The following is a 25339-nucleotide window of genomic DNA, read 5'->3' on the forward strand; positions in this document are numbered from 1 at the left end:
GCCGGCGGCTCTTGACGTGGCTCCGTGGCCAATCGAGCCATCCCAAGTAGTGTGCATAAAGGAAAATACAATAGGTATCAGAGACCTAGGTTCAGCGGCGGCGCAGGCATAGTGAAGTTGGCCAGCCCCCGATGCTTAGTTCGATGAGCGAGAGCGGGCGGGTTCCGACTAGCGGAGACGGGTCGAGCGTGTCGCACGCTAGCAAGGCATCGCGGCGATTTCGCTCTTGTTCGCTCTGGGTCGTAAGCACGCGCCTGCCTGGACTCCGGGTCGTGGGTGACCGCAACGCGCGTCGAGCGGTCACCTATGTCGGCCTGAGCGAATGACGTCCCTCGATCAAACCATTTCTCTCGAAAGCCACCCTTTTTGAGACGGAGTTAGGTCGTGGCGCCCGATCTCACCGCGGGCTACCGACGGTTTCGATCTTGAGGCGCTTGCCGGCGATGGCCGCCGGTTCAGGGTGCCGATCTGCACCTTGTCGTCAACCGACCCCAACGGCGGAAACCCTCGAGAACAACGATGACGAGCAGCTGTAGTATCCCCGGCGAGTTGTTCGCCGAGTTCCAGACCTCTTTCTACGCCGATCCTGTGGAGGCGGTGTTTAAGGCGTTGAGGATGGGGTATAGGGTAGGGGTGCGGGATACCGTTCGCCACAACCGAAGACAGTCCGACGCCTACGCCGTTCGTCAGATCCATGCCGCCACCGGACAGCGTTTGGACAACCAAGCGCTTGTTGGAATCGCCGGATTGCTGCTTTGCACCAAACAGCGACTTCCGCCACTCTCTGTCCAGACCTATCCGGCTTGCGCTTGCCCAAGCGGTTACGGTTTGGCATAAAATCCGAGACATCCACAGAAGCTGGGGATAAGTCTGTGGATGAACCGAAGCTGCACTCTCTAGCGCAAGGATTTGTGACGATTCTGCTCGATTGGTTGAATTTTGACCGACCGACTTTTTTTGGTAATACAATTACATACGGGATATTAGCGTTTACTGAATAATCCCGCGCCTGGTCCAGGGTTTCGGGGCAATGTCAAGCCGCTGCTGTGCAATGCGGCTTGCTCTGCGTCGGTCAAGCGATCGGGCCGGCGTTCGCGATCCTTTTCAACGGAGAAGACACCATGGAGTTTTCGACAGGCGCCAACGGCCGAGAAGAGGACATCATCGACCTTTTCATCGCGACCTTCACCGCGTCCGAGGCTGGCTGGCACAGCCGTTGAACGGTCATGAGACAACGCCGCTGCAAGGCCCGTCCCGCTGCGTCGAGGCGCTTAATGATCCCGTGTTCAGGTAAGCCCAACAGTGATGGACTCTGACGACTCCAAACGCCCTCACTGCAGCGCAACTGCGGGGGCTGCCAGCGGCAATCCGGCGACGCTCGAAACGCTTGGCTGGGACCCGTTCTTCGCACAACAGGCCAGCGTCGAGGCGCTCTCGGAAACGCCCCCGGTGCGCGTCGTCGCGGTGCACCGCAGCGGCCTGCAGATCGTCGGCGTCGACATCGACGAGCACCTCCCGCCGCGCGCCGACGCGACCGTAGGTGACTGGCTGCTGCTGGATCGCGCCCTGCCTCCGGCAAGCCGCCTCCTGTCGCGGAAAAGTCTGGTCAAGCGCCGCGCGCCGGGCACGAACCGGCAGATGCAACTGATCGCGGCGAATATCGACACGGCCTTCGTTGTCACCTCCTGCAATCAGGATTTCAACCTGGCCCGGCTGGAGCGCTATGTCGCGCTGGCCTTCGAGGCGGAGATCCCACCCGTCATCGTGTTGACCAAGGCCGATCTCGCGACGGATCTGCAGTCCTGGATCGACGCGGCGCGCACCATCTCGGAGCGGGTGCCGGTCGTTGCGCTCGACGCCCGTGGGGACGAACCAGCGCAGGTGCTGTCGCCCTGGTGTAAGCCAGGCCGGACGGTCGCATTCCTTGGGTCGTCGGGTGTCGGGAAATCCACCCTGACCAACGCCCTGGCCGGCACCGATGCGATCGCGACCCGGGCCATCCGCGAAGACGACGCGAGAGGGCGCCATACGACGACGCGTCGCGAGCTACATCGAATCGCCGGCGGCTGCCTCGTCCTCGACACACCGGGTATGCGGGAACTGCAGTTGACAGATGCCGCGTCCGGCATCGCCGATACCTTCGAGGACATTCAGGCCCTGTCGGCTCAATGCCGGTTTGGCAATTGCCAGCACGAAGGCGAGCCCGGCTGCGCTGTCCGGGATGCGGTCGAGCATGGCCGACTCGACCCTGCGCGAGTAGCCCGCTGGCGCAAGCTCCTGGCGGAGGACAGCTTCAACTCCGCGAGTCTCGCCGAGCGCCGGACAAAAGAACGCGCATTCGGAAAGATGGTCCGACGGGTGATGAAGGAGAGCACATCACGTCGACGACCTTGATCAAGGCCCGCTCTGCAACGTCGCGTGATGGCTATGGCTGGACATCGCGCCGACCCACGCGGCAAAGACGGTGGTCTCAAGACCGGCGATCAGCGCTTAGACCTGCCTCGGCTGTTCGAGCGCATCGATGCGATGCCGATGCGGCGACGGGAGATGGAGGGCGGTGAATGAAAGACACGCGCCTGACCTTGACACGATCGGCCGCAACCTGGAACCGCCCCATGTTTCGCGCAACGCTGATCGACGAGATCCAAACGCTCGGTGCCGACCATCCGGCGCTGCAACCGCTCCTGCAAGAGGGCCTGCGGCAAACGAGCGCGGTGGCCGATGACGCACTCGCAGTCCACCTGCTCAGCAGCCGCGAGCATGAGGGCCACATCCTGGTGCAGTTCGGTATCTTCTACGCCATCATCATCGCCGGCTGCAGCTGCGCCGATGATCCGTCACCGGTCGACACCATCACGGAGCACTGTGAGTTGCTGCTGGACATCGATCTCGCCACTGGCCAGGCACGGGCGGCCTTGTGCGACGGGTAACCCAACCTCGGTCGTGCGTTGTCTGTTGACGCTCGTCGATCGAATCACCGGGAGAGCGATCTTGATCAGCACGCATCAGGTGATGAAGGCGATCACCTACAGCGAATACGGCCCGCCAGAGGTGCTGCGGGTCGAGGATGTGCCCAAGCCTGCGTGTGGCGACGACGAGGTGCTGGTGCGGGTACGCGCGGCCGAGGCCACCAAGGCCGATTGCGAATTGCGCCGCTTTCGCTTCGCCGTGAACTGGTTCTGGTTGCCGCTGCGTTTGGCGCTGGGGGTGCGCCGCCCGCGTCAGCGCGTGTTGGGCGGATACTTCGCCGGTGAGGTCGCCGCGGTCGGCAAGGCCGTTACAGGGTTCTCGATTGGTGAGCGGGTCTACGGCGGGACCGGGCTACGCCTGGGCACTTATGCAGCCTATGTGGCCCTGCCGGCCCGTGGTCCGGTTGCTCCGATGCCGGCGACGATGGACTTTACGGAGGCCGCCGCGGTGCCGCTGGGCGGTTTGAACGCGCTGCATTTTCTCGGCCGCGCGACCATTCAGCCGGGGGACGACGTGCTGGTCAATGGTGCGGGCGGCAGTATTGGCGCCCATGCGGTGCAGCTCGCCAAGTCCTCAGGCGCGCGCGTTACGGCGGTCGATCATGGCCGTAAGGAGGGGTTTCTGCGTCGCCTGGGCGCTGATGCCTTCGTCGACTATCGACAAACGGACTTCACCGCCGGCGGGCAGACCTACGACATCATCCTGAGCATGGTCGCCGGCGCACCCTATGGTCGCTGTATCCGCGCGTTGCGGCCCGGCGGACGTTACCTGATCGCCAATCCCCGCCTGTCCGATATGTTGCGAGCATTGATCACCAACCGTTTCACGCGCCGGCGCGTCGTCGTCGCCTTCGCCCCGGAGACCCGGGCCGGGTTGGACGCGCTGCGAGAACTGATCGAGCAGGGCAAGATCGGCCCGATCGTCGATCGCGTGGAGCCCATGGAGCAGGCGTCCGAGGCCCATCGTCGCGTCGAGCGCGAGGAGCGCATGGGGGCGATTGTGCTGGCGATCGAGGATCGCCTCGAAGCGAGATAGCGCGTCCGGCACGCGTTCGCGGCCGCCGCGATCACGTCGGCGCTGTTCGCCGGGGGCTTGGCCTTTGCTGTCGAGGAGGCGTCAACCCAGAAAGACCTCGAGGAGCTCGCGTGCAAGGACGTCATGCGCCTGTCCGGCAACCAGCGCGAGTACGCACTGGCATTTGTACACGGCGACCGGCTCGTTAAGATGAACACCACGCAGTATGAGATCGAGGTCTTGGCAGCGATGACCGATCAGTACATCGACCACTGCCTGGACAACCCCAAAGACAACGCGCTGGCGACATTCGAGAAGATCGGCAAGTCACAACGGGGCTGCCGTTGAGCGTACGTGATCGAACGGCAGGACCTCATCGGTGTTGACAAGGTGTCCGGGATTGCCCGCAATCTACCGTCAGACCAAGAACGTGCGTGCCGTCCAGCTGCTGCTTGGGTATCGCAAGATCGAAAGCACAGTGCGCTACTTGGGAGTGGAGGTTGACGACGCTCTCGACATCGCCGAGCACATCGAGTGCTGAAGGAGAGGCGGGTGCTCAGCCATCGGCTGGGCGCCACTCGGGGACTCTGCCCATAGGTCCCGGCGCAGAACCCGCTCTCAGCCCGGATCCTTGAGCACGTCTTCCAGCGTCCCGCACTCCAAAACGCGATCGGCCCAAACCTCGAGCTCCGCTTCGCCCGCCTGCTCGAGGCGTGCCTCGGCCCAGGTTGGCAGTGCTCCGAAGCGCCGAATCAAAACCGGCGCAGCAGCTTTGCCTGTCCCCGGGACAATCCTTCCTTGATACCTTCCTTGATACCTTCCTTGATACCTTGCTCCAGTCCCTGTTGTTTCCATTCTTCGGTCCAGGTCTTCACCCGTTCGGCCAACATGGCGCGCATCTCCTGAAGAGTGTTGACGTTCGGTAGCTCGGCGCCCGGTACTCGAGCCGGCAGCAGCACGCGTTTGAGCCAGACGACAAAGGCACGGCGCAGACTGCCCTGCTCGGGTGCGGCGAGCCAATCAATCAGACTCGCCAGAACCCGCTCGATATCCTCGGGCCGGCGACTGTTCTCGAGCCGGAACAAGGCCGCGGCGGCATTGCGCTGTCCCGCCAGCTCGGTATCCGCAAGCCGCTGCTCGTCCAGCAGCAAATCCCAATCCTCGTGCACGAAGTCTCGGATCAAGTCCGCGACCAGATCGCGATGCGAGAACAGGAGCTTGTAGGAAGGATCGTGTTCAGCCATCAGGGAGCGCGGGATAATTCCGTCGTTTCGGAGACATACCCCAAACCGATCCGCATGACAGCGTTCGCGTAAGGCAGATGCCTCAAGAGCGTCGGCAAGCCGCCGCTCAGGACAGACCGCTGACGGACAGGTAGATCCTGACAGCGGAAAGTCCCTCGCGGCTCATCGAGTGACAAGTCGCTACCCCAACCGGACGCAGGCGCTGCGAACCACAACGGCGGAAAGGTAAACCACAGCGGACGTTAGGGGGCCAGCTGCTGCCTACCAAGGAAAGCGAAGCGAAGGTCGGTAAGCCCCGGTAGGGCCGGCCACCGTTTCAGGGAGGTGCAGAGGATTGCTCCAAGCACCAGCCCTCGACGCGTCGTTCAGTCGACGCGTATCCGGACTTTCAGTCCGTAAGGCAAACCCACCGGCTTTAGCCGGTGGTTGTTTAGTAGGGAAGTCAGAGCAGAACCGGTCAATTATCGTCATCGGCCTAGTCGCCGGCCGCCGTCGATGGAGCTCACAGGGTTAGCAGCGTTGCGCGGGTTGTATTGCCTGCCGGATCTGCTAGTCGGGCAGCCCTGCCGCACGCAGATCGTCCAGGAATGCCTGCTTGAGTTCCGGGTCGGCAATCGGAATCGCCTTGTCGGTATGCGAAATCGTCTCTTCCGGATTGACCATTTGAAGCTCTTCCGCCTGCCACTCGGCATCGCCTTCGCGGCCCGCCCGCATATAGCTGGCGATGAGAAACAACTTGATGGGGGCGGCATTCTCGTTGCGTTCCAGGGCCTTCTCCAACGCCGCAATCGCATCCTCGTAACGGCCCAACGTATAGTAGGCGCGCCCGAGATTGTAGGGATAGTCCCAGGTGAAATAGGGATTCAGCTGGACACCTTTGTTGATCTGCTCAATCGCCTTTTCCGGACGTCCGAGATTGTTGTTGATGAGCGCAAGCAACCCGTAGCCGTCCGCATAGTTCGGTGCGACAGCAATCGATCGCATCGCCGCCGACTCTGCCTGCTCGAGCTCCTTGCGCATCAAATAGACATAGCCGAGTGCCCAATGCGTCTGTGGGATCGAGTCGTCCAGTGCGACCCCCCGTTTGGCCAGATCCAGTGCGCGAGCCATGATCTCGAGCGGGGTGTCTGTCCATCCCCGGCGGAAGGCGACCGCCATCGTGAACGCCAGGGCGCCATAGGCCCGCCCGTAGCCGGGATCGAGCTCGATTGCATGCAGATAGGCACGCTGCGCCTGCCGGTTGGACTCGATCGTGCCGAGCTTGGATAGGGCTTGTCCCTCCAGAAAGGCATCGTAGGCCTTGAGGTTGTCGGTGCTGCGTTGAGCCAAGCGTTCTCTCTCCTGGTCCGAAATCCGCAGCGCGAGTGCCTCCACGATGCGATCGGTCACTTCGTCCTGAACCTCGAATACCTGGCTGGTCGGCCGATCAAAGCTCGCGGCCCACTTCTGAAATCCGCTCCCGGCATCGACGAGCCGTGCGTTGATCCTCATCACATCGCCCCGTCGTCGGACACTGCCATCCAGGACGAAATCCACTTCCAGCTCCGCTTTCAGCTCCTGCGGTTGGACCTGCTTGTCCTTGTATGTAAATGACGTATTGGCGGCGATGACCTGCAGTCCGGAGAGTCTGGAGAGGTCTGTGATCATGTCATCCGTCATCCCGTCGACAAAAGACGCCTGATCGGGATCGCCGGTGAGGTTCGTAAACGGAAGCACCACGATCGACGGCGGTGTTGATGATGTTGAGGCGTTGCCGTCTTGTGCGTGCTTGTCTTGATAGGACAGTACGACCAGGCCGAGTAGCAGCATCATTACAAGCGCCCCCAGCAACCATCTCGATCGGCTGGCGTTTGATGCCGTTGGTCCGGAAGCGGAACCCCCGGCGCCGAGTGTCCTCTCGGCCCCGACCTCTGCGACACGCTCTCGCACCGCTGCGATCAGGCGGTAGCCCCGCTTGGGAATGGTGGCGATATAGCGTGGCTGCCGCGCGTCGTCTGTCAGCGCCTTCCGTAGTTTGATCACCGCGGCCGTGATCGAATCATACCCGACCACGGCACCCTTCCAGACATCGCGCTCCAGGTCCTCCCGTGTGACCAACTCCCCCTGCCGGAGGGCCAGGTAGCTCAGAACCTCCATGACCTTCGGCTCGAGCTTGACTGCGCGTCCGGCCCTGGCAATCAGTCCGGCTGCGGGGTCGACCAGCCATTCACCAACTTGAAATGACGTGGAGCTTGCTTTGGCTGCTGGGATTTCGGGTCTAATCATGTCGGTGCACAGAGTTTCAGCGTCGGGGGAGATGGCCGCAAACTATGCCTTAAGCTTCTGAATAAATGAGTTCTTTTGTGTCCTTCTGTTTTCCTTCGTTGTTCGGTCGCCTTTCGTTCGAGACAGCAAATCCAGTATAGCCGAGCCTCGGTTCAAGGCCCCGGAGCTCGACGCCTCCGAGGTGCTGGACGAAGACCGTAACAACAACCGACCTCGACGGAGGCTGTGATGGCGACTACCCACTCCTGCTGCAAGTCACCCTATCTGCAACTGGCTCTGCCCTTGTTGTGCCTGATGATCAGCACTCAGACCCAGGCGACAGAAGAAGTTGGCCTGATCACTACAGACTACTTCCTCAGCCACGAGAGCAAAGAGCCCTTTTATCGGGAGCAGAATCTTGACCCAAACGTGGTCCTGCATGTGCGGGAGGTCGTCGCGGCCGGAACCGAACGGACGGCGGGCAAGGACAACAAAGTCTTGCTGTTTCTCCACGGAGGAACCTTTCCCGGCTACGTCGCCTTCGATTTGGACTATGAAAACGTCTCCATGATGCGTCACTTCGCGAAGCTCGGATGGGATACCTTCGCGTTGGACCTGGAGGGTTATGGGCAATCGACTCGGCCACCCATCATGGATAAACCTGAGCAATATCCGGACAGTCAGGCGCCCATCGGCCTGGATGTGACGCTCGCCAATGTCGAACGCACCGTCGATTTCATTCGCGATCTTCGGGGCGTCGAAAAGGTGCATCTGCTGGGGTGGTCGAGTGCGGCGATGGCGGAGGCGCCGCTCTATGCCATTCAGCAGCCCGAGAAAGTGGCCAAGCTGATTCTGTACGCATCCAACTACCTGGGCAAGGGTAAGAGCGAGGAAGAGCGCCGACAACAAGATGCCAAGCGCGAGGCCGAAAAGAATCGCTACGGTACCCCCGGCGACCTGCAACGCTGGATCAAGTTGGGTACCAAGGAAGAGTACCTGATCCCCGGGGCTTTCGAGGCGTATGTCGAAGCCCATCTGGCGTCCGATCCAAAATCCGCTGATCTTGGCGGGCGGGTCCGCGCTCCCTGGGGGCGATTTATCGGCTGGCCGGAACCGCATTTTGACGCCGGCAGCATCAAGGTGCCGACACTGGTGATTCGCGGCGAGTCGGATACGCTTGCCAGCCGCGATGATAATCAGCAACTCTTGGACGACCTGGGAAGCACGGAAAAACAGTACGTCGAGATCGAACAGGCCGGCCACATGATCCAATTCGAGAAGAACAATACGGCGTTCTATCGTTCCATCGCCGAGTTTCTGGAACCGACGAAGTGAGCCGATGCAAGGCCAACCAATGGGAGCCGATTGCAATGAAGAAATCCCGCGTCGTCGGCGCCCGCGCGCTGATCCATCCACTGCTTGGAATCTGTTGTCTCGTGCCCGGGATGGCAGCGGCGGCAGACGTTTCCGAGATCGAGCTACGACGTCTCTTCGATCCGACCGAGGCCGAGATCGCGGCCGAGTCCGGCGGCCGGATCTATATCTACGAGGGATTGCGTGACATCGACGTGAAGCGTGCAATGGACGAAGAGTTCGATCGCGTCGACTACATGATGTTTATACGGACCCAGAAGACGAAAGACACGGGCGAGCTTGCAAAAGATCCGGAAACCGGCGTGGTCGAGACGGAAGACGATGGCTGCTGAACAGGGCGGAATCCCCGATCTTACACAGCGCGACAGGGGCTATGATGCAACGACGAAACTTCATTAAAAGCGGGCTCGCGACCGCCCCCTGGATCGCGATGGCCGCGACCGGCCTGCAATTGAGAACGGCGATGGCGGCTTGGCCTAGTGCTGTCTTTCATCTGGAGGATCTCTCCGAGGCCGAGAGGCTGCTTTTCGCCGACACTCCCGTCGAGGATTCGGATCGGATCGCCGTGACCGCGCCGGACATCGCCGAAAACGGCCGCGTGGTTCCGGTTCAAGTCGTGATCGATCTCCCCGATCCGAAGACCCTCACATTGCTTTCCGACGGCAATCCTTTCCCCTTGTTGGCCAGGGCTCGATTTACACCTGATGTCGATCCGACCCTGTCGATCCGAGTCAAGTTGGGCCAGAGCGCCAATCTCATCGCGCTGGTCGAGGCCGATGGAAGGCTCTATCGGGCCACGCGTGCCGTCAAGGTCACCTCGGGTGGATGCGGTGGATAGGGCAAACGCCAACGTCGGAGAATGCGATGAAGAGCGATGGAGTTAGACGATCATGAGTGCGGATCTCGGCAAGATTCGATTGAAACTCAAGGACGGCGCGATCCTGGTCAAGGTGATCCTGAATCACCCTATGGAGAGCGGAAGCCGCAAGGATCCCGTCACGGGCGAGCTCATTCCGCGCCATTTCATCCGCGAGGTGGTCTGCGAGCACGACGGCAAGCCGGTGCTGACCCTCGACTGGGGCTGGGGCATTTCGGCGAATCCCTTCCTCTCCTTCGTCATCAAAGAGGGGGCGAAGGGCGATACCGTGACCGTTCGCTGGACGGACAGCCAGCAGATGACGGGCGTGCTGGAGGCCGTCGTCACTTGATCGCGACCCGCCGTTCGACGGGCCGATCCGGTATGATCGGAGCCTGCTCCGTCTCGCGCTTTTCATCATTCCCATCTGGCTCGCCGGCGTCACGGCGGGCCATGCCGGGGACTTCGAGGACGCGGCCCTGATGCACATCGACTATCCGGATGGGTGCGAGGACAGTTTCCTGGCGATTCCAGGTACGGTGTACGCAACACACTGCCACACATCATCCTTGTAGGGACTGAAGTTGGCCGGGCCCGGTCCCTCCAGGCGCAGAAAGCTTCGCCCCGCGCGGTGGCGCGGCAGGCCTCGCCTCGATCCTCGGATGACTGTCCGTTTTCTGCTGGGCGGCCTGGCCGCTTACGCCGCCGATCGCTGACCGCTACGCGTCCAGAACCGCCGCTCGACAGGGTAGGATCGAGCGGCAGCTTCTGGCCGACTCGGGGCTGGCCCGATGATCGAGCCCAGTGACCGGTCATGGGTCCGTGCTGCCGATGAGCAGTCAAACGGCGGTGTCTGCTTTCCGAGTGCTGAGGGAAGCATGGGCGCTCAGTCACGGCTGAGCACCGCTCGGGGAATCGGCGCGAGACCCTGCCCGCGGCAGGAGATCCGTTAGATTGGTTCCTTGACGACCGCTTCCAGGGTCGTGCCGTCCAGGACGCGATCGGCCTAGACCTCGAGCTCCGCTTCGCCCGCCTGCTCGAGGCGTGCCTCGGCCCAGGTTGGCAGTGCTCCGAAGCGCCGAATCAAAACCGGCGCAGCAGCTTTGCCTGTCCCCGGGACAATCCTTCCTTGATACCTTCCTTGATACCTTGCTCCAGTCCCTGTTGTTTCCACTCCTCGGTCCAGGTCTTCACCCGTTCGGCCAACATGGCGCGCATCTCCTGAAGAGTGTTGACGTTCGGTAGCTCGGCGCCCGGTACTCGAGCCGGCAGCAGCACGCGTTTGAGCCAGACGACGAAGGCACGGCGCAGACTGTCGCCGGAACAAGGCCGCGGCGACATTGCGCTGTCCCACCAGCTCGGTATCGGCAAGCCGCTGCTCGTCCAGCAGCAAATCCCAATCCTCGTGCACGAAGCCTCGGATCAAGTCCGCGACCAGATCGCGATGCGAGAACAGGAGCTTGTAGGGCGGATCGTGTTCAGCCATCAGGGAGCACGGGGTAATTCCGTCGTTGCGGAGACATACCCCAAACCGATCCGCATGACAGCGTTCGCGTAAGGCAGATGCCTCAAGAGCGTCGGCAAGCCGCCGCTCAGGACAGACCGCTGACGGACAGGTAGATCCTGGAAGCGGAAAGACGATCGCGCTTCAACGAGTGATAAGTCACGACCCAAAGCCGACTGTGAAGCAAAGTTTCCAGTTAGGGAGAGAGTACTTTCCACTTGGCTCCGGAGAATCATCGCAGGCTGCCTCAGGTGAGCGCACGACGCCTGGTGCTCAGATTTTCGCTGAGTCCGAGTTACGGTCTTTCGGCGTGATCGGTGGAAGTGCCCGGTCTTCGATGGAGAGCGGACGCTGAGGACTATTCTGGCTGGGGTCGGGTATTTGCCAACGGATTCGCCCATTGGCGTTCGTCCGGGAAGACTCCTGGATGCCGGGAGCCGCTTTCAAAGTGCTCTGATATCCGGCAACATCCAAGTGACCTTGATCTTGCTGCTGCGGATCAGCGGCCGACTCGTGACTAGCGACTCCCGCCCGGCGATTTTCTAGCCACGCGGATCGGACAGACTGTGGTGTTGCAGCTCATCCCAACTCATCGGCGGTCGGAGCACAACCTTTGCCGACCCGCACGGTTGCCCCAAGCATGCCGCTCAATTCAGCGCCAGTCCGCCAGGAATCAGCATTCGAATCAGAATCGATGGTCATCGGCAAGCACCTCTGTATGCGCCTTCGCGAGTTCAACGGGTATCGCGCCACGGGGTTGGTGCCTACCTGCGGCACTGCGGGCCGACGTGTTTGCTCATTGACGGGGGACCGATAGGCTGACTCATCAATGAGCTGGATCACCGTCATTTGGTCCATGGCGGCCGGCGTCTCCTTGACGCTGGCAGCCGTGAATCTGCTCGTCTGGCTTCGCGATCGTGATGCGGTTGCAAACGCCCTGTTCTCGGTCAGCGCCGTGGCGGCCGCGGTCCTCGCCATGCAGGAGCTCGCCGTGATGCGGGCGCAGACACCCGCCGAGTTCGGCGCCATCTTGCGCTGGATGCACGTCTCCGCGGCCACGATCGTCATCGCCACGGTCTGGTTCATTCGTCTGTATCTGGGTGCCGGACGGCGATGGCTGGCGTGGGCCATCACCGGTCTGCGTCTACTGGTGCTGATACCAAACTTCATGCTTTACCCCAACGCAACCTTTGCCGAGGTCCATGCGCTGAACCCCGTCTCTTTGCTCGGTGAGACGCTGTCGGCGCCGGTGGGCGAGATGAACCCCTGGCGTCACCTTATTCTTCTGAGCACGGTGCTGTTGTGCATTTTCGTCGTGGATGCCGCCCTAGCCGCGCGGAAGCTGGGCAAAGGGCGGCAGGGTATGGTGTTGGGCGCGTCGCTTCTGATGACCATCATCCTGGCCGCGCTCTTCTCGGCACTGATGGTGCGAGGGGTCTTGCCGAGCGCGTTTATTGCGTTGGTTTACTTGGTCTTCGTGCTCGCCATGGCCTTCGAGCTGAGCGTGGACATGATCCGGGCGAGACAGGTTGCCGGCGAGCTGCGGGACAGCCGCGAGCGCATGCGCCTGGCCGCCCGGGCGGCAGACCTGGGGTTGTGGGAATGGGACGTCGTGAGGGATGAGATCTGGTCCAACGATGTCGACCATACCAGTGCCGGAGTCTTTGGCGGCAAGCGGATCGGCCTGGCGGATTACCTGGAGCTGGTCCATCCCGATGATCGTGACCGCCTTGAAACAACGATCCGCCGAACGATGGCGCAAGCGTGGGAGCTTCAGGTGGAGTACCGGATGATCGGCGCGGATAGCACCGAGCGTTGGATCAGCGCGTGGGGGAAGGTCGAATACGGCGAGAGCCGGCAGCCGCTGCGCCTTCGCGGGGTGTCCGTGGACATCACGGCGCGCAAGCAGCTCGAAGCCGAGGCGCAACGACATTGCAGTCAACTTGCACGCGTCCAGCGTGGCTTCGTTCTGGGCCAGCTCTCCTCCGCATTGGCACATGAGCTGAATCAACCGCTGGGGGCGATTCTGCGCAACGCCGAGGCGGGTGAAGCCTTTCTGCGACAGGATCCGCCAAACCTTGCGGAGGTCGGGGAGATCCTGGCCGATATTCAGAAAGACGATCAAAGGGCGGCGGCGGTGATCCAGCGGATGCGCTCGTTGCTCCAGCACGGAGAGCTGTGCTTCGGGGTGATGAGGCCGCTGGAACTCGTCCAACAAGCCGCCGCGTTGCTCGAAGCGGAGATGGGGGCGCAGCATGTGGCACTGGGTATTGCGGTGCCGGCTGATCTGCCCGAAATTCGGGGAGATCGCATCCATCTCCAACAGGTCCTCGTCAACCTGTTGCTCAACAGCCTTGATGCCATCAATGCAGCGAAACACGGACAGCGTCAAATCGATTTGCACGCCGCCCGAGCCGGGGAGGCCATGGTCTCATTGGTCGTCGAGGATAGCGGGACCGGTTTCGCCCCAGCGCGACTTGCGGACCTGTTCGAGCCGCTTTACACCACCAAGCCCGATGGGATCGGCCTCGGATTATCGCTCTGCAAGACCATTATCGATGCACATGGCGGGCGCATCAGCGCGGTCAACCGGCCACGCGGCGGCGCTCGCATCGAGGTTTTGCTGCCGGTCGCGGCAGCGGACGAATCGGCGTGAGTGATCGCTCGCCAATGGTTTTCATCGTGGACGATGACGCCTCCTTTCTCAAAAGCATCGAACGTCTGCTGCGCAGCGCCGGCTTCGTGACCCAGTGTTACAGCTCCGCAGTCGATTTCATCGCGCAACAGGCACCGGATCGCGTGGGCTGCGTGTTGGCCGACCTGCGCATGCCCGACATGGACGGCATCGCCTTGCAGGCGCACTTGGCGAGGTCTGGGAATCCGCTGCCGGTGGTTTTCCTCACCGGTCACGGCGACATTCCCACCAGCGTCGAGGCGATGCGGCAAGGGGCCGAGGATTTCCTGGTCAAGACCGCACCGAAAGAGGCCATCATCGCCGCGGTGGAACGGGCGCTTGCCCGCGGCGCCAAGGAGCGTGTATTTCGTGCGCATCGCCGTGCGCTGCAAGCTCGCCTGAACACGCTGACACCCCGCGAAGAGCAGGTGCTGTCCCATGTCATGAATGGGAGCAAGAACAAACAGATTGCCGCGGCCCTGGGTATCGACGAGCGCTCGGTCAAGCGCCATCGCAGCCATCTGATGCGCAAGCTCGAGGTCACCTCCATAGCCGAATTAGCGCAACTGGTCTTCGAGGCAGGAGCACGCGAAGACGACTCGTACAGGACGGCCAAGTGAACGTCAGTGATCGTTTGAAATGAGCTTCCTGGCGAACCGCAGGCACACTGGCTGAGGCCATCCAATCGCCGTTTGCAGGCTCGATGCCCCCTGAGCTGCGAACGCGACCTAAGCCCTTGCGTCTTCGGTATAGGCCGCGCGGATCAGGGCGTAATCGTCGCGTCGCAGTGTACTCAGCAGTTCGCCGACATCGGCTTCCGAGACGCCGAGATCCTTCAGCAACATCCCACCGCGCGCCAGCGTGCTCTCGATGTAGCCCGTGCCCGCGTGCTTGATGCCCTTGGCAACAAGCGCGTCCTGATCGGCGATGGTGCGCACGCGCACGTAAACGTCCAACTGCGGATAGAGGCGATGCAACGTCAGGGCCAGCGCCTTGGCGGCCTCCGAATCGCGCGAGGTCACGAACACCGCGGCGGCCTTGGCGAGCTTGGCGGCTTCTTGGGTACTGACGCTGTACAGGTCGCCGAAATAGACCTCGCGCCCGGCCCGCTTGGCTTTCTGCACCACGCCGATGTCCCGCTCCACGGCAACGTGGGGGATGTTCGCCCGTTCCAGTATCAGGTCCATGAGCTGACCCACCTCGTCGTAGCCGACGATGACCACATGCCGTTTCAGGTCGGCGGACGGTTCCGACTTTGTGGGGGCAGTGGCGGGGACGGGGGCCGACCCGAGGCGGCCGGCGAGCGCGGCGCCCGCTTTGACCATCAGTGGTGTCGCGATCATGCTCACCGCCACCACCAGCATCGCCAGGGTGTGCCCGTCGCCGCCGAGCAGTCCGGCAACGGTCGCCGCGCCCAAGAGAACGAAGGCGAACTCGCCGACCTGCGACAGATAGAACCCGGTACGGATGGCCGCCGACCGGCCGATGCCGAACGCCAGCGCGAGCCCGGTCAACACCGCAAGCTTGAGCACCAGCAGGATCGGGACCTGGATCAGCAGTGTGTCCCAATCGACCAGCAGGGCGCCGACGTCGATGGACATGCCCACCGCGATGAAGAACAGGCCCATCAGGGACTGCTTAAAGGGTGCTACGGTCGCTTCGATCTGATACCGAAGGTCCGAGGCCGAGAGCAGCATACCGAGCAGGAAGGCACCCAGGGTCATCGAGATGCCCACCTGCTCAACCGCCCAAGCCGCAAAGAGTACGGCGAGAAACAGCACCAGACCGAAGGCGTCCATCTGACGTCGGCTTGCGCAATAGCCGAGCGCGGCCGGCAACAACCAGCGTCCGATCACGAGGATGCCGGCGATCACGCCGACCACGATCGCCAGCGTCTGCCAGAGAGGTGTCGGCGCGCCCTCAGAGGTGGTGTGGGCGAGGATCGGGACCAGTGCCATGATCGGCACGATCCACATGTCCTGCGCCATCAGGACGGCGAAGGTCGTCCGCCCATGCTCGGTCGCCAGTTCACCGCGCTCGCCCAGCGTCCCCATGACGATGGCCGTCGAAGACATGGCGAAGGCCAAGCCGAGGATAGTCGCGGATTCCCATGGCGCTTGCAGCACCAGAATCATGTACGCGGCAAGCACAGCCGCGGTCAGCAGCATCTGCGCGGAGCCCAGACCGAAGATCAGGCGGCGCATCTGCCAGACCTTCTCGGGGCGCATCTCCAGACCGACGCTGAACATGAACAGGACCACGCCGAGCTCGGCGATGCTCTGCAACTCATCGACCGCATGCACGGGGACCGGGCCCCGCGTATGCGGCCCGATGAGCACACCGGCGACGATGAAGCCCAGGATCGAACCGAAGCCGAGTCGCTGGAACAGGATGACGCAGGCCGCCGTCGCGGCAAGAAAGACGACGATCGCGAGAAGGACTGCCGAGATGTCCATGGTGACTCCGGTTCAGGGAAAGTCCGATGCATCAGCGTATTCCCTGATTAACTTCCGAAGCGTACTGCACTCCCCTGACGCGCGCCACCGTCCCGAAAGGGACTCTAGTCACCCGTGTCGCAGCAGGTTAGCGTTCGGCCCTGTTGAGCCGTCGGTCGAAGTCGGGCACGTCTGAGGCGGTAGCCTTTTTCGGCACCGCTCTCTGATGCCGGTCGTGCTTGGTTCATCAAAATCCCGTAAGAGCGATTGAAGTACCGCTTGGCCACTAGCCGGACGGGCTAGCGCAGCAGCTCTTGCGCCTTAGGGGAAAAACCTTGGCGGATGAGATGATCGATTGGTTTGTAGAAACGCTGCGGGCCTATCCGCAGCTTGCCGAAGTGGTCGCCTCATCAGCGGCGACGCCGGGTGAGACGAATGCGTACTCGTGCCGTGAACTCGTCCTTTCACGCGGTTCCAGAACAGTATCCGATCAGAAAGGATCGCCAGAGGAGCAAAGCCAGACCATTCGACAAGCATGGGCAGCGCCCGACCGTCCACCCGAACGGGCGCTTGTCGGCGGCAGCAACCCACTAGAGCCTCGTCTAAGCCTTGCTGCCATGAAACGCAAGGCTCGATGGTCACGCAGCGTCCGTCTAGGGTTGGTCGCTGCCCTCAGCACGATGCGCAGACGCCTCGACCAGGTCGGCTGTTGCTCTTGTCTGAGAGCCGAGCGAAACGCCCAGCACCTCCCTGCGCACCGTTACTGTGCGGCAGACGCCCTGTTGTCACCAAGGCTGACAGTCGCGCCACTGGCTGTGCTCTCGTTCTTTATGTGCTGGCAACCTGCCTTCGCGGAGAACGCAGAGCAGGGCGCCTCCCGCACCGGGGCGCCGGTGCAAAATGCTTTTGACCTTGACCCTTTCAGCGGCCCTCGAGCGGTGTCCACGATCCTGCGCGATGATCGCGAGGAGAAGGCGGATCTTCTCAATCTCAATGTCCTCAAAGCGTGGGAAGGATGGAAGGCCGGTATCGCCGAGAGCACAGGGCTCAGCTTCGGCGGCGATTACTTCGCAGTGGGTTTCGCCGCGACCGACAGCCTCGGCGACGACACATCGGCCTCTGGGGTCGCGCGCTTCTTTGGCTCCTGGGCGTTGCTGAACCGCGGCGCGGCGAACACCGGCAGCCTTGAGTTCAAGATCGAAAACCGGCACGCCTACACCGACATCCCGCCGTCTGCCTTCGGCGTCGAAGTCGGGTTTGTCGGTACGCCAGAACCCGTCTTCAACAACGACGGCTTTCGCGCGACCACTTTCTATTGGAAGCAGGACTTCGCCGACGACCGCGCTGTCTTGCGTGTCGGCTTTCTGGATATGAAGGAATATTTTGATGGTTACGCGTTGGCTAGTCCTTGGACCGGCTTTCTCAATCTCGCCTTTACGGTCGGCTCAAACACGATGATCGTGTTGCCGGACGCCGCGCTTGGCGCGATGTTCGGCGGCTATCTGACCGACAACATTTATGCGGCAGCCAGCATCATGGACGCCGGTTACCAGCCGACAAACATGTTCGACGGCTTCGATACCTTCTTCGGTGACTTCAACACCTTCAAGACCGCGGAGATCGGGATCACCGGAGGTGGCAAGCGATTTTTGTTCGACAATGCGCATATCGCGGTCTGGCAGACCGATGAGAGTGACGTTAGCGGCGTGCAGAGCGGATGGGGCGTCAATGTCTCTGTCTCCCGTGTTGTGGCCGACCACTGGTTGCCGTTCTTGCGTGCCGCTTGGGCCCATGAAGGCGGGGGCCTTTACGAAAGGTCGGTGAGCGGCGGTTTTGGATACCAGAACAAGCCCGGCGGCAACCAGCTCGGCGTCGGCCTCAACTGGGGCCGCCCTAATTCGGATACGTTTGGGGTCGACCTCAACGACCAGTGGATAAGCGAGGTCTACTACAGGGTCCAGCTTACCGAGAACATTCAGATCACGCCCAACCTGCAAATCGTTGTGAATCCGGCTTTGAACCCCGCAGATGCTCTCGCCTTGTTCGGATTGCGAGCCCGAGTGACGTTCTGATCCCGACAGGGGCACGGATGCGCTCAAATTCTCCCAGGGGCCGAGTGATGGCGACGCGTGAGACGGGTCACCGCCGTGGCGATTCAGACCTGCGCGAAGTGGGCCGACCGTCGCTATCTCAACATGGTCTCGCTTGAGCAAAAGGAGCCGAAGGCCGCCGCTTAGCATGCAACCCGCACAAGAGGCTTTCCGTCAAACTACATACACATAGGTCGGGACTTAACCCCCGGTGAAAGCTGATTTACTGTCGGCGGCGAAAGTTAATTAAACTAAAAAATAGGAAAACAACATGAACAAAATCGTACCTAAAGATGAACTCGTCAATTTTGTAGGGACGAAGGTTGAACCAACCGGATGGTATGAAGTTACGCAGGAACGCATCAACATGTTTGCCGAGTGCACAGGCGATAACTACTTTATGCATGTTGATGTCGAAAAAGCGAAAAAAACTGATTTGGGTGGAACCATTGCTCACGGCTTGTTGACGCTGTCGTTGACACCTTATCTGATGGATAACTTTCCAGTACCTGAGAATATGCCACATGGTCTGAACTATGGGTATGATAAGGTTCGTTTCCTGGCCCCGGTACGCACAGGTAAGCGGGTACGCATGCACGGCGAGGTTCTGGATGTCCATTGGAAGGATGAGCACAACTGCAAGTTCAAGGTTGGTGTGACCGTTGAAATTGAAGGTGAGGAAAAGCCAGCACTGTACGCCGAATGGATACTTTACTACGAAACCGAAGCCTAAGATTACCGCCGAATCTGTTCGCTCACCCGATACTATAGGGTGAGCAAGCCATCATCTAACCATCTTCTAAGGAGATGACCATGACAGATACTACAAACCTTCCGTTAGACGGAATTCGCGTTATAGATTTCACGCAGGCCGAGCAGGGCCCCATCGCCACTCTACAGCTCGCTGATTTTGGTGCCGATGTCATCAAGATCGAGCGCCCGGGCGTGGGTGACCTGAGTCGGCATACTGTTGGTGGGACTTCTATAGAGGCGACGAACAATCCGACGTATGTAGCCATGAACCGCAACAAGCGTTCGATGGAACTTGATACGAAAAGCGAAGCCGGAAAACAGGTTATTTATGAGCTCGTTAAAGTGTCGGATGTGGTCGTAAACAATTTTCGCCCTGGTGTGATGGATAAGCTCGGCTTCAGCTATGAGAAGCTTAAAGAGATTAATCCACGCATTGTTTTTGCGTCCGCAACCGGCTACGGACCTGTCGGGCCATATGCCAAAAGACCTGGGCAGGACATGGTGGCCCAAGCTGTAACGGGCTTTATGTATGAGACCGCGGACCCGTCAGTTCCACAATCGATAGTTCCAACAGCTATCTGCGATTATACCGGCGGAATGCATCTCTGTCAGGGCATTATGGCCGCGTTGATTGGACGGGAAAAAACCGGTCTTGGTCGAAAAGTGGATGTGTGTCTTTATGATTCGATGATTCATACGCAACTGCAGGAAGTGGCCTACTGGAGCAAATACAAACAGGTTCTGAACTGGGCGGCAATGCCACTCGCTATTCACTCCGAGGCCAAGGATGGACCAATTGTGGTGATTGGTGCGTTTATGCCTAACCCATTAAAGGCTATGTGCGCTGCAATGGAAATAGATGATCTTACCATACCCTACCCAGACATGGCTTCTCAGATTAAAAACAAAAAGATTATACAGGACACACTGCGCAAGGAAATTGCCAAATACACTATGGAGGAAGCTTTGGCACGTTTTGAAGGGCAGGATGTACTTTGTTCCCCGGTCCGCAAATTAAGTGAAGTAATGGATGACCCACAAACGAAGATTAACAATATGATAATAGATTTAGATCACCCGATTCTTGGCAAAATTAAGACCCTCGGTTGCCCCGTTCATATCAGTGACGCCCCTGTTACTGTGAGAATAATGCCGCCACAGCTCGGTGAGCACACCGAAGAGATCCTTCGCGAACTTGGTTTGGCCGCGGGTGACGGTAAGTAAGAGCGCCGGATGAGTGTCTTGTTTGGCGCAAGTGACGGCGTACTCGGGTTACGATTGATCATCCAGCGAAGATGAATGCAATTGATAACTCCAGCCGCAGACGCGGCTGGAGGAAATCCGGGATCAGATTAAGCCAGCAGAAACGCAAACACTAAAAGAGAGCGATGAAGACATGACTACTACTTATGAAACGATCAATACATTTGAAAAAGACAGCATTTTCTATTTAGAAGTAAACAGGCCCGACAAGCTGAATGCTTTGAACAAAACGGTTTTAGATGAGATGTTGGATGCGATAAATAATATCGATGTTTCAAAATATAAAGGCGTTATTCTAACAAGTGTTGGAGAAAAAGCTTTTATGGCAGGTGCGGATATAGCTGCCATGTCTGAAATGACTCCGCAAGAAACCCAAGTCTTTGCCGAAACAGGACAGGCCGTCACCTTGGCCATGGAAGATCTGGCCCTGCCTATGATTGCCTGTGTTCATGGCTTTGCACTTGGCGGTGGATGTGAAATGGCAATGTCTTGCGATTTCATTTTTGCTTCGAAGCAAGCAGTTTTTGGACAGCCTGAGGTTAAATGGGGTGTGTTACCTGCTTTTGGTGGAACCCAAAGACTTCCGAAGTACATTGGTCGAAACCGAGCAAAAGAGCTGATCTATTCGGGCACTTTTATAGATGTTGATAAAGCCTATGAGTGGGGATTGGTGAATAAAGTAACAGATGACAAAGCAAGCTGCCTGGAAGCAGCAGTTGAGTGTTTGAAAGTTATTGGAAGAAATGGCCCACTTGCCGTCGCAAGCGCAAAACAGGTCATGAATGCCGGAAATGACATGTCAAATAGAGATGGCATCCACCAGGAAGCATCAGTCTTTGGCGTAGTTGCCAACTCCAATGACAAGGCGGAAGGAACCAAGGCATTTGTAGAGAAAAGACACCCGGTCTTCACAAGAAGCTGAAATGATCAGCGTGTAACGCACATACGACACATAGCTACTTGAGGAAGAATAAAATGAGTGACCAAAAAGTACGCGTGGAGATCGATGGCGGCGTGGCGACCGTGTTCCTGGTCAACCCGCCGATGAACGTCATGACACTGGATATGAGGCGCGAGTTGGACGCGGCCCTGACCACCCTTGAGGCTGACGCGGCGATAGGAGCGATTGTACTCACAGGCGACGGTGACCGCGCTTTCGGCACCGGCTCCGACATCAAGGAATTTCCCGGACTCTTGGCGGACGGTTCCGTCGTGTCTCGCAAGCTCGCTCCTGAGAACGAAACATTCACCAAATTCGCCAATATCCCGAAACCCACAGTTGTGGCCATTGAAGGCTATGCGCTGGGCGGCGGCATGGAACTCGCAGCCGGCGCCGACATCATCGTGGTCGCCGAAAATTCAAAATTCGGCGTACCCGAAATAAACCTTGGCGCCATACCCGGCAGTGGAGGCACAGTGCGTATAACACGGCGTATCGGTATTGGCCGCGCCAGTGAGTTGTTTTTGCTGGGTGATATGATCGATGCGCAGCAAGCGCTCGCGTGGGGCTACGCCAATCACATTAAGCCTAAGGGCGAGGTGCTCGCACACGCGCAAAAACTTGCTGCAAGGCTTGCAAGCGCTCCGAAGCAGGCCATTTGTGCCGCCAAGCAGGCGTTGCGGTATGGCATTTACTTGCCCGAGGAGCAGGCAATCGCGAAGCTGCTTAACGTGCTCGATGTGCTACAGCGTACGCAGGACCTCCGCGAGGGAGCCGACGCCTTCATGAATAAGCGCAAAGCGAATTTTCAAGACCCGCTGGACACATCAAAATTCGTTGGCTGCATTTTTCCAAAATAAACTCGCCCCGTACGAAACGGGGTTCGAAGTGACTCAGGTGGTGAGGCCCGAGCTGGAGAACGAATTGCACAAGAAGGCCGAGGATCTCGGCCTTCTTGCTTTGGGTTTGCAATGAACCAATCAATGAAGAATGACGAGGAGCATGCTTCCGGAACTGCCGGACCACACGGCGAATTGCTCTTGCGCACGTTGGCCATGCCGGCGGATACCAATCCGAGCGGAGATATTTTTGGGGGCTGGCTGATGTCGCAGATGGACATGGGCGGGGCCATCCTGGTGCGGGAGCTCACCCGCGGACGCTGTGTCACCGTGGCGGTGGACGCATTCAAGTTTCATCAACCGGTCAAGGTGGGGGATGTGGTGTGTTGCCATGGGCGGGTGATTCGGATTGGAACCACGTCCGTGACCCTGAAGCTGGAGGTTTGGGTCAAGCCGCGCACACCAACGGGCGAGCCCCAGAAGCCGACGTTTCAGGTGACCGAGGCCAACTTCACCTACGTGGCGGTGGATGAAGCCGGAAAAAAACGACCGGTGCCGGACTCGGCGCGTGCGGCCGGGTAACCGAAACGGCGATACTCCTTTCGTCCGGTATCGAGACTCTGGCACCCGGTCAGGCTGCATTTCATTTGGCGATTATCTTTCTGCCCTGGCCAAGCGGGTCAGCGAGAAGGTCTTCGTGATAGTGCCGATGTCCTGATCGATTATCTTCCTGGGCCTGGCTCTTCAGCCGGCCTTTCAAGTGCCTGCCTTTCAAGAGCCTTCAGGTCGGTTTTCCCGGTCCCCAAGAGCGGCATCTCGTCAATGAAGTAGATATGGCGCGGATGGGAATACGCGGGTCCGCGCTCTATGTAGTAGTCGGTGAGTTCCTTCTCGCCGAGGTTCGACCCGACGTTGCGCACGACGAAGGCCACCGGAACCTGGCCCTTCACCTCGTGGGGGACAGGAACGACACAGACGTCCCGCACTTCCGGATGAGTGGCGAGGATGTTCTCGACTTCGGCCGGGAAGACGTTCTCGCCTCCCACTTGCATCTGGTCATCGACGCGCCCCCTGAAGGTGAACCAGCCGTCGGGGTCGCAGACCACGATATCCCCGGTATACACCCAGCCGTCCCGGAAGCGCTCCGCCTGGGCGTCCGGCCGGTTGTAATAGCCGAGGGCGTTGCACTCGCTCCGCACGACAAGTTCGCCCGCCTCTCCCTGTGGCAAAATGTTCCCGTCGGAGTCGATGACCTTGCACTCGAAGCCCGGAAGAGCGGGACCGATCGTGCCCAGCTTGTGTCGGCCGCGTGGGTTGAGGGTGATGATGGGCCCACACTCCGTCAGCCCGTACCCTTCGATCACATCGACACCAGGCAAGGTCTGGACCAGTTCGTCGAGAAGCGCGCGTGTCATGGGAGCAGACCCCACTGCGATGAACTCGAGGCTGGAGACATCCACGTGCGTTCTTTGTCGCGCGGCATTCAGAATCAGCTTGTACGTGGCCGGTACACCAGTGGTGTACGTGCAGCCGTGCGTCTCGATCGCATCGATCACGCGCTCCGCGTCGAACTCCTTGAGAATGACCACCGAGCCGCCCTGGCTCAGGCACGGGAGGAGTCCCGAGCCAGTGGCGTTCATGTGGAAGAGCGGCGTCGACAACAAGACCCGTGAGTTCTCGTCGATCCGGTTGGACTCCGCTTGGAGCTGAACGTTACGCAGTAGGCCACGGTGCGCGAGAAGAACCCCCTTGGGCCGTCCGGTCGAGCCCGAGGTGTACGCCTGGATGCAGACGTCGCTGCCGGCCGACCCATGATCGCAGCGTTCGGGCGAAGATGAGGCCAGCCAGTCGTCATAGCTTCGAAGCGGACTCCGGTCGGCATCGACGACGATACCGACCTCGGCACCCCCGTCGGCCAGGCAGGCGAGGACGGATTCGGCCATCCCGGCGCTGCCGAAGACGATGCGACTCCCACAGTCTCGAGCCAGATCGATGTGCTGCGGCGGCGGGAACTTGAAGTTGACCGGGACCGCTACGGCGCCGGCCCTGACGATACCGAGCAGGACTTCGGGGAAGCGGATGTCGTTCTCGAAGATGACGAGGACGCGCTCGAACCGCTCGACTCCGAGCGAGATCAGCCCATTGGCGACCCGATTGATGCGCTGCTCAAGCTCTGCATACGTCATCGACCGCTTGCCCTGGATGAGGGCGACTCGCTGCGGGTCTAGGGATAGGCCGGTGTCGCACAGCCGCGCGAGGCTGGACGCGTCGTCATCGAACATATTCGTCATCTCCAATTTCACTCGCCCAAAACCACGCCGAGGCCTTCTGCGGCAAGCCGAGACTACGCAATAAGTGATAATGACTTCAACCTCATATTTTCCGCTGCCCCGCTGCCCGCTGCCGGTCCCTCGTTCTGAACGGTCGGGATGATTTGATGAAGCGCCTCGGACAGCGGTATGTCCAGCACGTTAAACCGCGCCCAGAACGGTATGCGATGTTTTCCAGATTGGATCGGTTGCGGCAGACTCAACGATTGTCGGCGCTGACGCGGTTTAAAGTATTAAAAAATATAAAAGATTAAACCGCGTCGACGCCGACGCCAAAGATGAGCGCCAACCTGGTTGATCACCTGAAACTACGCATACCGTCATAGACGCGGTTTAACCGCACTTACCGACGCACCGGCGGCTTGTTCGAAGGCCGGTTCCGCTCGTCGCTGATTGAGGCCGACGCCTACCTCCTCGCCTGCCAGCGCTACATTGAGCTGAACCCAGTCCGCGCGTCGATGGTCCCTGCGCCGGGGGCGTATCCTTGGTCGAGTTACCGGGCCAATGCTTTGGGCGGAACGGATCCCGTGGTGACGCCACACGCGCTCTACCGGGAACTGGCGGGCTCCGACGAGACGCGTCTCGCCGCGTATCGTCGGATGTTCGAGGACGTGCTCAGTGCCGAATTGCTGCGGCGCCTGCGCGATTGCACCAACGGCGGATTCGTGATCGGCAGCCCGAGGTTCGAGCGGCAGGTGGCCGCCATGGTCGGACGACGGACCTGGAAGGGCTCGCCTGGACGACCGCGAAAGGAGTCGGATGTCGGAGAGCAAGGGACGCTCGGTTTGTAGAAAACGTGGTCTGTCCCT

At 60.1% G+C, this 25339-nt stretch carries 24 protein-coding genes and 1 pseudogene; 19 read left to right on the forward strand and 6 right to left on the reverse strand.

Annotated features, from left to right (window positions below):
* Positions 1–519: 519 nt before the first annotated feature.
* From THIMADRAFT_RS04115 to THIMADRAFT_RS27360, 6 genes are all read left to right on the forward strand, one after another.
* Positions 520–837: a hypothetical protein gene (locus tag THIMADRAFT_RS04115; protein WP_007191710.1), complete on the forward strand. Its 318-nt coding sequence runs from the start codon at positions 520–522 to the stop codon at positions 835–837.
* A gap of 468 nt (positions 838–1305) precedes the next feature.
* A complete protein-coding gene (gene rsgA, locus THIMADRAFT_RS04120; protein ID WP_007191712.1) occupies positions 1306–2394 on the forward strand; it encodes a ribosome small subunit-dependent GTPase A in 1089 nt (362 codons plus the stop codon).
* A 167-nt stretch (positions 2395–2561) separates the two neighbouring features.
* Positions 2562–2930: a hypothetical protein gene (locus THIMADRAFT_RS04125; protein WP_007191713.1), complete on the forward strand. Its 369-nt coding sequence runs from the start codon at positions 2562–2564 to the stop codon at positions 2928–2930.
* An 82-nt stretch (positions 2931–3012) separates the two neighbouring features.
* Positions 3013–4005 (forward strand): NAD(P)-dependent alcohol dehydrogenase, encoded by a 993-nt coding sequence (locus tag THIMADRAFT_RS04130; protein WP_040729776.1) that lies wholly within the window; start codon positions 3013–3015, stop codon positions 4003–4005.
* A 42-nt stretch (positions 4006–4047) separates the two neighbouring features.
* Complete coding sequence (locus THIMADRAFT_RS04135; protein ID WP_407635141.1) at positions 4048–4332, forward strand: HdeA/HdeB family chaperone; 285 nt, start codon at positions 4048–4050, stop codon at positions 4330–4332.
* A 52-nt stretch (positions 4333–4384) separates the two neighbouring features.
* Positions 4385–4525 carry a site-specific integrase gene (locus tag THIMADRAFT_RS27360; RefSeq protein WP_040729580.1) on the forward strand — a complete coding sequence of 47 codons (141 nt, stop codon included), beginning with the start codon at positions 4385–4387 and terminating at the stop codon, positions 4523–4525.
* 77 nt (positions 4526–4602) lie between these two features.
* On the opposite strand, the gene THIMADRAFT_RS27750 is transcribed toward THIMADRAFT_RS27360, so the two are convergent.
* The 3 genes from THIMADRAFT_RS27750 to THIMADRAFT_RS04150 all read right to left on the reverse strand — a co-directional run bounded on the left by THIMADRAFT_RS27750 (position 4603) and on the right by THIMADRAFT_RS04150 (position 7493).
* Positions 4603–4740, reverse strand: a complete 138-nt coding sequence (locus THIMADRAFT_RS27750) for a hypothetical protein (RefSeq protein WP_233490178.1) — start codon at positions 4738–4740, stop codon at positions 4603–4605.
* Positions 4737–5228 (reverse strand): RpnC/YadD family protein, encoded by a 492-nt coding sequence (locus THIMADRAFT_RS04145; protein ID WP_007191717.1) that lies wholly within the window; start codon positions 5226–5228, stop codon positions 4737–4739. The genes THIMADRAFT_RS27750 and THIMADRAFT_RS04145 overlap by 4 nt, the downstream gene beginning before the upstream one ends.
* 549 nt (positions 5229–5777) lie before the next feature.
* Positions 5778–7493: a winged helix-turn-helix domain-containing tetratricopeptide repeat protein gene (locus THIMADRAFT_RS04150; protein ID WP_083829201.1), complete on the reverse strand. Its 1716-nt coding sequence runs from the start codon at positions 7491–7493 to the stop codon at positions 5778–5780.
* Between the two features lie 228 nt (positions 7494–7721).
* On the opposite strand from THIMADRAFT_RS04150, the gene THIMADRAFT_RS04155 reads away from it, so the two are divergent.
* Genes THIMADRAFT_RS04155 through soxZ form a run of 4 tightly spaced genes read left to right on the forward strand, consistent with a single transcriptional unit; the run spans position 7722 to position 10054 of the window.
* The gene (locus THIMADRAFT_RS04155) at positions 7722–8807 is read left to right on the forward strand and encodes an alpha/beta fold hydrolase (protein ID WP_007191719.1); all 1086 of its coding nucleotides are present in this window, start codon (positions 7722–7724) and stop codon (positions 8805–8807) included.
* Positions 8808–8842: 35 nt separating this feature from the next.
* Positions 8843–9178, forward strand: a complete 336-nt coding sequence (locus THIMADRAFT_RS04160) for a hypothetical protein (RefSeq protein WP_007191720.1) — start codon at positions 8843–8845, stop codon at positions 9176–9178.
* 41 nt (positions 9179–9219) lie between these two features.
* Positions 9220–9684, forward strand: a complete 465-nt coding sequence (gene soxY / locus THIMADRAFT_RS04165) for a thiosulfate oxidation carrier protein SoxY (RefSeq protein WP_040729585.1) — start codon at positions 9220–9222, stop codon at positions 9682–9684.
* A 52-nt stretch (positions 9685–9736) separates the two neighbouring features.
* Positions 9737–10054, forward strand: a complete 318-nt coding sequence (soxZ, locus tag THIMADRAFT_RS04170) for a thiosulfate oxidation carrier complex protein SoxZ (RefSeq protein WP_007191722.1) — start codon at positions 9737–9739, stop codon at positions 10052–10054.
* Between the two features lie 654 nt (positions 10055–10708).
* Here soxZ and THIMADRAFT_RS27755 read toward each other — a convergent pair.
* Positions 10709–11095, reverse strand: a pseudogene (locus THIMADRAFT_RS27755) (Rpn family recombination-promoting nuclease/putative transposase); the annotation flags it as partial.
* Positions 11096–12035: 940 nt separating this feature from the next.
* Between THIMADRAFT_RS27755 and THIMADRAFT_RS24405 the strand changes: the two are divergent.
* Both THIMADRAFT_RS24405 and THIMADRAFT_RS04185 read left to right on the forward strand, forming a co-directional pair.
* Positions 12036–13862, forward strand: coding sequence for an ATP-binding protein (locus THIMADRAFT_RS24405; RefSeq protein ID WP_007191724.1), 1827 nt, complete (start codon positions 12036–12038; stop codon positions 13860–13862).
* Positions 13859–14500: a response regulator transcription factor gene (locus tag THIMADRAFT_RS04185; RefSeq protein ID WP_139052683.1), complete on the forward strand. Its 642-nt coding sequence runs from the start codon at positions 13859–13861 to the stop codon at positions 14498–14500. The genes THIMADRAFT_RS24405 and THIMADRAFT_RS04185 overlap by 4 nt, the downstream gene beginning before the upstream one ends.
* Before the next feature lie 108 nt (positions 14501–14608).
* On the opposite strand, the gene THIMADRAFT_RS04190 is transcribed toward THIMADRAFT_RS04185, so the two are convergent.
* Complete coding sequence (locus tag THIMADRAFT_RS04190) at positions 14609–16336, reverse strand: cation:proton antiporter domain-containing protein (RefSeq protein WP_007191726.1); 1728 nt, start codon at positions 16334–16336, stop codon at positions 14609–14611.
* A 314-nt stretch (positions 16337–16650) separates the two neighbouring features.
* On the opposite strand from THIMADRAFT_RS04190, the gene THIMADRAFT_RS25395 reads away from it, so the two are divergent.
* From THIMADRAFT_RS25395 to yciA, 6 genes are all read left to right on the forward strand, one after another.
* Positions 16651–18387: a carbohydrate porin gene (locus THIMADRAFT_RS25395; RefSeq protein ID WP_139052684.1), complete on the forward strand. Its 1737-nt coding sequence runs from the start codon at positions 16651–16653 to the stop codon at positions 18385–18387.
* A gap of 289 nt (positions 18388–18676) precedes the next feature.
* Complete coding sequence (locus THIMADRAFT_RS04200; RefSeq protein WP_007191728.1) at positions 18677–19138, forward strand: MaoC family dehydratase; 462 nt, start codon at positions 18677–18679, stop codon at positions 19136–19138.
* A gap of 80 nt (positions 19139–19218) precedes the next feature.
* Positions 19219–20382 (forward strand): CaiB/BaiF CoA transferase family protein, encoded by a 1164-nt coding sequence (locus THIMADRAFT_RS04205; protein ID WP_007191729.1) that lies wholly within the window; start codon positions 19219–19221, stop codon positions 20380–20382.
* A gap of 172 nt (positions 20383–20554) precedes the next feature.
* On the forward strand, positions 20555–21343 hold the full coding sequence (locus THIMADRAFT_RS25400; RefSeq protein ID WP_007191730.1) for an enoyl-CoA hydratase/isomerase family protein: 789 nt from the start codon (positions 20555–20557) through the stop codon (positions 21341–21343).
* Positions 21344–21396: 53 nt separating this feature from the next.
* Positions 21397–22221 (forward strand): enoyl-CoA hydratase/isomerase family protein, encoded by an 825-nt coding sequence (locus tag THIMADRAFT_RS04210; RefSeq protein ID WP_007191731.1) that lies wholly within the window; start codon positions 21397–21399, stop codon positions 22219–22221.
* Between the two features lie 123 nt (positions 22222–22344).
* The gene (gene yciA / locus THIMADRAFT_RS04215; RefSeq protein ID WP_050799472.1) at positions 22345–22782 is read left to right on the forward strand and encodes an acyl-CoA thioester hydrolase YciA; all 438 of its coding nucleotides are present in this window, start codon (positions 22345–22347) and stop codon (positions 22780–22782) included.
* A gap of 140 nt (positions 22783–22922) precedes the next feature.
* Here yciA and THIMADRAFT_RS04220 read toward each other — a convergent pair whose 3' ends face one another.
* Positions 22923–24482, reverse strand: a complete 1560-nt coding sequence (locus tag THIMADRAFT_RS04220; RefSeq protein WP_007191733.1) for a class I adenylate-forming enzyme family protein — start codon at positions 24480–24482, stop codon at positions 22923–22925.
* Between the two features lie 578 nt (positions 24483–25060).
* Between THIMADRAFT_RS04220 and THIMADRAFT_RS27365 the strand changes: the two genes are divergently transcribed.
* Positions 25061–25321 carry a hypothetical protein gene (locus THIMADRAFT_RS27365; RefSeq protein WP_199484203.1) on the forward strand — a complete coding sequence of 87 codons (261 nt, stop codon included), beginning with the start codon at positions 25061–25063 and terminating at the stop codon, positions 25319–25321.
* The last annotated feature ends 18 nt before the right edge of the window (positions 25322–25339 follow it).

It is taken from the genome of Thiocapsa marina 5811 (assembly GCF_000223985.1).
In the GTDB taxonomy this organism is placed as follows: domain Bacteria; phylum Pseudomonadota; class Gammaproteobacteria; order Chromatiales; family Chromatiaceae; genus Thiocapsa; species Thiocapsa marina.

What these genes read in the sequence shown, in the direction of transcription:
- THIMADRAFT_RS04130 (WP_040729776.1), top strand. Translation starts at nt 3,013, where the DNA reads ATGAAGGCGATCACCTACAGCGAATACGGCCCGCCAGAGGTGCTGCGG.
- THIMADRAFT_RS04190 (WP_007191726.1), bottom strand. Translation starts at nt 16,336, where the DNA reads ATGGACATCTCGGCAGTCCTTCTCGCGATCGTCGTCTTTCTTGCCGCG.
- yciA (WP_050799472.1), top strand. Translation starts at nt 22,345, where the DNA reads ATGAAGAATGACGAGGAGCATGCTTCCGGAACTGCCGGACCACACGGC.
- THIMADRAFT_RS25400 (WP_007191730.1), top strand. Translation starts at nt 20,555, where the DNA reads ATGACTACTACTTATGAAACGATCAATACATTTGAAAAAGACAGCATT.
- THIMADRAFT_RS04150 (WP_083829201.1), bottom strand. Translation starts at nt 7,493, where the DNA reads ATGATTAGACCCGAAATCCCAGCAGCCAAAGCAAGCTCCACGTCATTT.
- soxZ (WP_007191722.1), top strand. Translation starts at nt 9,737, where the DNA reads ATGAGTGCGGATCTCGGCAAGATTCGATTGAAACTCAAGGACGGCGCG.
- rsgA (WP_007191712.1), top strand. Translation starts at nt 1,306, where the DNA reads ATGGACTCTGACGACTCCAAACGCCCTCACTGCAGCGCAACTGCGGGG.
- THIMADRAFT_RS04155 (WP_007191719.1), top strand. Translation starts at nt 7,722, where the DNA reads ATGGCGACTACCCACTCCTGCTGCAAGTCACCCTATCTGCAACTGGCT.
- THIMADRAFT_RS04145 (WP_007191717.1), bottom strand. Translation starts at nt 5,228, where the DNA reads ATGGCTGAACACGATCCTTCCTACAAGCTCCTGTTCTCGCATCGCGAT.
- THIMADRAFT_RS24405 (WP_007191724.1), top strand. Translation starts at nt 12,036, where the DNA reads ATGAGCTGGATCACCGTCATTTGGTCCATGGCGGCCGGCGTCTCCTTG.
- THIMADRAFT_RS04220 (WP_007191733.1), bottom strand. Translation starts at nt 24,482, where the DNA reads ATGTTCGATGACGACGCGTCCAGCCTCGCGCGGCTGTGCGACACCGGC.
- THIMADRAFT_RS04160 (WP_007191720.1), top strand. Translation starts at nt 8,843, where the DNA reads ATGAAGAAATCCCGCGTCGTCGGCGCCCGCGCGCTGATCCATCCACTG.
- THIMADRAFT_RS04200 (WP_007191728.1), top strand. Translation starts at nt 18,677, where the DNA reads ATGAACAAAATCGTACCTAAAGATGAACTCGTCAATTTTGTAGGGACG.
- THIMADRAFT_RS04125 (WP_007191713.1), top strand. Translation starts at nt 2,562, where the DNA reads ATGAAAGACACGCGCCTGACCTTGACACGATCGGCCGCAACCTGGAAC.
- THIMADRAFT_RS04205 (WP_007191729.1), top strand. Translation starts at nt 19,219, where the DNA reads ATGACAGATACTACAAACCTTCCGTTAGACGGAATTCGCGTTATAGAT.
- THIMADRAFT_RS04210 (WP_007191731.1), top strand. Translation starts at nt 21,397, where the DNA reads ATGAGTGACCAAAAAGTACGCGTGGAGATCGATGGCGGCGTGGCGACC.
- soxY (WP_040729585.1), top strand. Translation starts at nt 9,220, where the DNA reads ATGATGCAACGACGAAACTTCATTAAAAGCGGGCTCGCGACCGCCCCC.
- THIMADRAFT_RS04115 (WP_007191710.1), top strand. Translation starts at nt 520, where the DNA reads ATGACGAGCAGCTGTAGTATCCCCGGCGAGTTGTTCGCCGAGTTCCAG.